1 protein-coding gene is annotated in these 585 nt (G+C 46.0%); it reads right to left on the reverse strand.

Going from position 1 to position 585, the window contains the following annotated elements; genetic code table 11:
- A partial coding sequence (locus tag GQR56_RS21395) for an Ig-like domain-containing protein (protein WP_206018241.1) occupies positions 1-585 on the reverse strand: 585 nt, incomplete at both ends.

The raw sequence follows: 585 nt of genomic DNA on the forward strand, positions 1-585 counted from the left end.
GACCGTTGTAATCAGGAGCAGGGGTAAAGGTAAAGCTACCATCGGCATTAATGAGTAACGCACCGACGCCCGCAATGGTTGCTGTTGTTCCGGCAATATAAACCGTTGTATCACCTGCAATAACAAACTGCGTTACCGTTAGGGTATCGCCATCGATATCAGTGTCATTGGTGAGTACATTGCCAGTGGCTGGGGTATCTTCTGTTACTGAAATTGGACCATCATTAACGGCTTCAGGCGCATCATTAGCAGGTACCATATTACTAAAGCTAAGTATTGCCGTGTCAGTGGCGCCATTATTATCAGTAATGGTGTAAGTTGCACTTGGCACTGGGCCGGTGTAATTAGTAGCAGGGGTAAAGGTAAAACTACCATCAGCATTAATGAGTAACGCACCGACGCCCGCAATTGTTGCTGTTGTTCCGGCAGTATAAACCGTTGTATCACCTGCAATAACAAACTGTGTCACATTAAGTGCGTCACCATCTGCATCGGTGTCGTTGGTTAATACATTACCAGTGGCTGGGGTATCTTCTGTTACTGAAATTGGACCATCATTAACGGCAATAGGCGCATCGTTAACAG

It is taken from the genome of Pseudoalteromonas sp. Z9A5 (genome assembly GCF_011378875.1).
GTDB lineage: Bacteria > Pseudomonadota > Gammaproteobacteria > Enterobacterales > Alteromonadaceae > Pseudoalteromonas.